The organism is Vibrio sp. J2-4 (assembly GCF_021728155.1).
In the GTDB taxonomy this organism is placed as follows: domain Bacteria; phylum Pseudomonadota; class Gammaproteobacteria; order Enterobacterales; family Vibrionaceae; genus Vibrio; species Vibrio diabolicus.
In genome coordinates, this window is record NZ_JAKKCN010000023.1 from 1 (window position 1) to 5,805 (window position 5,805).

Below are 5,805 nucleotides of genomic sequence, written 5' to 3' on the forward strand. Positions count from 1 at the left end.
TAAAACCAACGCATGGTGAAAATGCCACGCGTTGCGAATCACTCTTAAACAGATTGTTATGCATTTACACTACCGAAGACCGCTTTACTTCCCAGTACTTAAGCTCTGCGTCATCAAATTTTTGTTCAAGCGCATCTAGGTCATGCTTGATTTTGAAATTTCGTTCGTCGTCAGTGATAGGAAGTAACCAAGCTACGTGAGCGTGGGAACTATTTAGAGGCATTATTTCCAAGTCCTCTCCAAATGGATACGGCAACGAAATTAGCCAGTTTTCACAGTTAGAACCCTCAAGCCAAGGCTCACCAATAGGCAAGGTATGGCCAAAACCCAAATTATGATTCGAATGGTAATAAGTTACCATTGCCAGCATTTCAACTAGACGATTTGACTCGATCGGTGATACGACAACAAACTCGTGAAGGGCTGAATCACTGTGTGTAATCTCTGATGCACCTACTGAGCAATACACCCACATATTAATTTGAGGGCCAGGTGCAAACCTGACAACCTGAAAATCGGGTACAATTTTCTTAATTGGCCCAAGCTCCCAAGACAATATCTCGAAATCATGACCTTCAAAGAACTCTGCGTAATGTTTAATAATCTTTTCTTTAGTAGACTTCATAATATCCTTGATGCATAATAATATCCTTGATGCATAACGCCGCATTAAGGTGTGAGTAACGCAACCACGAAACCCAACCTTACCACCGTAAACACTGAACTCAACGATAGAATGAAAAATGCCAAGCGTTAGGAATCACTCTTAAATGCTTTGTTAGTTGCCTTATGCTTATACGCAAAGCTTTTTTATATGTTCTTGTTGAGCTAGTTGTTTCCCATGTTCAACAACATCACCAATACAGGCAAGAATAAAGTTTTCCTCAATGACAGTAGTTGCACTTACCAACTCTTGGTGTAAAAGTCCTATTTTTTTCTTTACTTCTACTGAAACATTACCATAGTCAACAAAATTATATAAGAAACGCAAAAGACCACAAACCTCAATTGTTTCCTTACCTTTTGAATCTAATGGGATAAAGAACAAAGAAGAGTTAAGAATTTTTATATGTTGATGATATATATCCAGATGGGGATGAATAATTAAATAATCCTCTTTGCTTGATGGTAATGTTTTTCTCTTTCTATTTTTTAAAACGTTCTTATTTCTTTTTGCTTGATTACAATCTTTACAAGACACACATAAATTTAATGGAGAAAACATAAACTGTGGAAATTCATCCTTAGGAATTATGTGCTCTGCATCCCATACACCATTGTGCTCAACTACATTCTTTTGTTTGCAATATGGACAAACAAAGCCCTGAACATTTATATAGTGATCTTTTATACTTTTTTTTAGATTTTTAAGGTCTACATCTTTATCATTATTCCAGTAATCTCCACACTTATCAGCATCGTCTAATCCATTATAAGAGTCTACTTTCCTCTGATCTTTATCATTATATTTTATTAACATTTCAGACATTTTCGACTTCCATGAAAGCTTCTTGCGCCATTTCCATTAACTTAAATACAGGATCAGAATGTTCTATTTTATCTTTCAACGACAAAAGGGTACTAAGCTTGTTTTTTTCGTATTCATCCAGTCTGCCAGTTTCTCCGAAACTGGTTAAGATTGATATTAACTCTCTAGTCAAATACTCATTTTTGTACCCCGGCGTCAAAAAGGTATTTGCCAACTGAAAATCAACAGATTTTCTATTTACTTCAGATGCTGAAACTATCGAACCATCGTCCATTTTTACTAGATAACAGTTTTCATCTCTTAACTTTGAAACCAGTAATGGGGAGTGCGTAGCAATCAGAAATTGACAGCCTCTGAAATTCTTAAATGTATTAATAAGAACATCAATATATCTCTCTTGCCACTCAGGATGAAGACAAACTTCTGGCTCATCAATACAAATTAAGCTGTTATCTTCAATTTGACTTGCTATTCCAAGAACGCTCATTACAACACTTTGTTCTCCAGAACTAGCATCTCCAATTCTAAAATTACTACCACTATTTTTTTCTAAATTAATTTCCCTTAAGCTTGCCATACCAAGATCTGAAAGGAAGAATAAATCATCAATGTTACCAATTTTATCAAGTTCAAAGTGAATCCCATTTTCCTCGAAAACAATATCTATTCTAGGTTTTAAATGTACATTCCCCATCCTAGAATATATATCAATAAACCTCTCAACTATTCCGTAATTAACACTTCGATCTTCATTTAAGAAACCTCTATATCTCGAACGCATGACCGGTCTTGTGTTATTTGACGTGAGAAACTCAATAAAACTATCTACAGGATTTGAGCTGTTTATTACATCATTTATACGGTTCCTTGGTAATTCCAAGTGATAGCTAGCTTTAATTATAGGGTTATATCCAAGAAATCCCAAAACCTCAAAAATTTTTGATATTCTAGATTCATCACCATAAGCTGACTTAAGTAAAGACATATATATATTACTCATATAAGCCATGCCTAGATCAGTAGATCTCAGATTACGTAGTCCAAGATATGAATATTTTTCGTGGAGGTTACCTCGTAAATCTAAAGGGAATTTATCAAACGGGCTTGTTGATACTGCAATTATTTGACTTGGTAAAGTATTTACTACTATTTTGTCACTCAACTTTCCATCAAGTAGCCCAGGTGAAACCATTTTCTCTCTTCGAAATTCATCCCGTCGAGACGTTTTACCAATGAATTCTTCAATAATAGCTTTCATTAACCGACTTTTACCTGTACCGTTTTTTCCTACGATCGCAGTATAAATATTCCCATTATTCTCAATTCCCCCTTGAGAGAAACTAAAAACCTTTCTTTTAAACCTATACTCTATTAACACTCTATTTCTCTCTGTATTTGCACCATTGACTTGGCAACTAACGCCTTGTTAAGGTGTGAGGCACGCAATACCGAAGCCTCCGCATACCACCTTCACCACTAAAACCAACGCATAGTAAAAATGCCACGCGTGCCGAATCACTCTTGAACAATTTGTTAGGCGCCTTTTCGCAAGTCGTCCCTTAACGCACTAATAATTTGCCTTGCATTCGAGTCTACTTTATCAAAAAGTTCACTTTCCTTTTGGGAACCCGTTTCACAATCATGTAATTCCGCGCGATCAAACATATGACTATCGATGAGTTTTTGCAGTTCAGTACTTTCAACAAGTAAAAGGGTTTGTGATAAAGAACCTAAATCTTCAAACGGACATTTACCTTCATTTTTAAAACCCATATTGGCTAAATCTTCCACTGCAGCTGAATAGGCAGCTAACTTTTTATCTCTAAGCCAATTGTTTAACTCTTTTTTTACTATGAACGGTTGAAGAACAAAAATGTCGATTAGTTTTACAAGCAACCCACCGGCACCGAAAGCTACAACTAACTGAATAAAATTTTCCACTAAAACTCCTAAGTGCCTAACGCCGCATTAAGGTGTGAGCGACGCTTGGCTATACTTGAGCGCAGCGAAAACGCCAAGCGTTGCGAATCACTCTTAAATGCTTTGTTATTTTGCTGTTACCCACTGGCTTTTTAGCTCAATAGTTTCACGGTCAAAATCAATTGAGGCCTGAACGCCCAGTGGTGTGACCAACATTGGATGTGTATGACAACTGTCAAAGCCATAGAGTATAGGAACATTTTTGCCATTTAACACTTCGAGCAAAACATCTAGCGGACTGCGCCCCGTCCCTTTGTCATTAAACAGTTCATGTTTGCCTAAAACAATTGCACCAACTTTTTCGAACACACCGCAAGCCATTAAATGAGCAAAAGAACGTTCGACAGTTTCTATACCTTTCAGCGAGTCTTCAAGCAATAGGATATCGCCTTGCTCTATCTTTGGCATATACTCGCTACCCCATATGCCCGCCATGGTATTTAGATTACCACCAATTATACGGCCACTAACCTGGCCTTTGCCTAAAAACTGCCATTCATTCGTGTAACTAGGCTTTGGTGAGTCCTGAGTTTCCCAGTCATGCTTAACATCTGTCCACAACTGAGGGATTGAATACTTATACGAGTCAGACCCCGAGCATAAGATTTCCAGAAAGAACTTTAGTGTTTCATCAACTAAGGGCGGAAACTCACCAAATGATGCAACCAGAGCTGGACCATAAAATGTAATTATCCCTGTCTGAGTATAGATACCCAATAGCAAAGCCGTTACATCAGAATAGCCGATGATAATCTTGGGGTCGTTTCTGAGTGCTTCATAGTCGATGTAGGGCAGTAGAGAATTACTATTGCTGCCACCAATTGTAGACATAATACATCGTACATTAGGGTCGCGTATTAATCGGTTCAACTCTTCTGCGCGATCTTGAATTGAGCCAGAACGATATGAATCAGAGCAGCCTGTGAGATCCCCCTCCACTAGCTCAAAGCCTTGAGATTCCAGATAAGACTTTGCTCGCCTGAAACGAACTGGCGCAAAAACCGTTGCTGGTGAAGATGGTGAAAAGAAGCCAATTTCATCACCAACTTTTAGAGCTTGTGGGAATATCACTTACCTTTATCCTCCATAATACAAATAGGCAAAATAACGCCCAATTAAGGTGTGAAGCACGCGACCACTACACTTAATTTGACCGCCGTAAACACAGAACTTAACCCATACCAAAAATGCCAAGCGTGCTGAATCACTCTTAAATTGTTTGTTATAGCGCGTTTTCAAAGAAGCATGAGAAGCAAATTCCACTTTTGCTATCCTGTAGTTTGCCCTCACAGCCTAATTCTTCACAGCTACGCTCTAAAACTTTGCCCTGATGGCTACATAGCTTACACAAATACTCATCAGAATCAGGTAACCTTTGGTAAGTTTTAGCACACTCATGAATGAACTCGTCATCCCAGAAGTCCATGCGAGATACGGTGTTAGCGCAACGAGGGCAATGCAGGGATCTGGATTTCTTGTCGTAGCCCAAATATTTCTTACATGCAGCAGGAGGCAAGACATCAATGGCTAAGCGATAATCAATTAAAAGTGAATTGACTATATACGACTGGTGATCTTCGTCAGACTGGATACTCTTCATTGAGTTTGCTGGCGTATTTTCAAGATATTTTCTCCTTGATTCAAACCAACACAATGAACCTTGAAAGTAACTATGGGTATATAGAATAAAGCTGGCCACTTCTTCAGGAGTGACATTCAGAGATTTATCAACTGTATGCATCACCTTATTTCTAATTGTTCGTAAGTCATCATTCCATTGAAGGAACTGATCCGTAAAACGATCGGGACAAACAGTGTCGTGAACTTTTATTAAATCTTGTGCATCCAAAGTACGAAATGCTGAAAATTCTATATCCCTTTTGTTACACCCTTTTGGCCATGATTGTGGGTTTCCAGAAATCAGTAAATAGGGAGAAACATTAACGATTCGTCCTTTGATGTAAAATTCTACAGATTGCTGTACTAATGCCGTTGCACTGACTAGCGTTTGCTTCGCAGAAGCCCAATAGCGTTTTCTCTCATTTTCGTGGTCGCTATCATCAATTACACTATATAGAGTTTCAAATTCATGTAAGTGCTCAGTCACAGAATCCCATGAAGCATTGAGAAAACCATTGGCAGCGCTATAAAAATCATCTTTTGTTGGAAATTCTAAAATCACAAATACTCCGAAGCTTGTTCTGCGCTATAACGCCCGCTTAAGTGGTGAGCAACGCAATACGATGCTTCCGCACACCACCTAAATCACTAAATTTACCGCAAACCACAAATGCCACGCGTTGCGAATCCGTCTTGAAGCGTTTGTTAGTACGATG

At 38.3% G+C, this 5,805-nt stretch carries 6 protein-coding genes; all 6 read right to left on the reverse strand.

Going from position 1 to position 5,805, the window contains the following annotated elements:
* Positions 1 to 64: 64 nt before the first annotated feature.
* The 6 genes from L3V32_RS25655 to L3V32_RS25690 all read right to left on the reverse strand — a co-directional run bounded on the left by L3V32_RS25655 (position 65) and on the right by L3V32_RS25690 (position 5,651).
* Complete coding sequence (locus L3V32_RS25655) at positions 65 to 625, reverse strand: suppressor of fused domain protein (RefSeq protein ID WP_010645278.1); 561 nt, start codon at positions 623 to 625, stop codon at positions 65 to 67.
* Between the two features lie 168 nt (positions 626 to 793).
* Complete coding sequence (locus L3V32_RS25660) at positions 794 to 1,489, reverse strand: HNH endonuclease (RefSeq protein ID WP_237285627.1); 696 nt, start codon at positions 1,487 to 1,489, stop codon at positions 794 to 796.
* Entirely contained in the window at positions 1,482 to 2,867 is a 1,386-nt protein-coding gene (locus tag L3V32_RS26295) for an ATP-binding protein (RefSeq protein ID WP_237285629.1), read from the reverse strand. Before L3V32_RS26295 ends, L3V32_RS25660 begins: the two co-directional genes overlap by 8 nt.
* A gap of 155 nt (positions 2,868 to 3,022) precedes the next feature.
* Positions 3,023 to 3,430, reverse strand: coding sequence for a hypothetical protein (locus tag L3V32_RS25675; protein ID WP_025510359.1), 408 nt, complete (start codon positions 3,428 to 3,430; stop codon positions 3,023 to 3,025).
* A 105-nt stretch (positions 3,431 to 3,535) separates the two neighbouring features.
* Positions 3,536 to 4,540: a S66 peptidase family protein gene (locus L3V32_RS25680; protein WP_237285632.1), complete on the reverse strand. Its 1,005-nt coding sequence runs from the start codon at positions 4,538 to 4,540 to the stop codon at positions 3,536 to 3,538.
* Positions 4,541 to 4,691: 151 nt separating this feature from the next.
* Positions 4,692 to 5,651: a hypothetical protein gene (locus L3V32_RS25690; RefSeq protein WP_085344799.1), complete on the reverse strand. Its 960-nt coding sequence runs from the start codon at positions 5,649 to 5,651 to the stop codon at positions 4,692 to 4,694.
* Positions 5,652 to 5,805 lie beyond the last annotated feature (154 nt).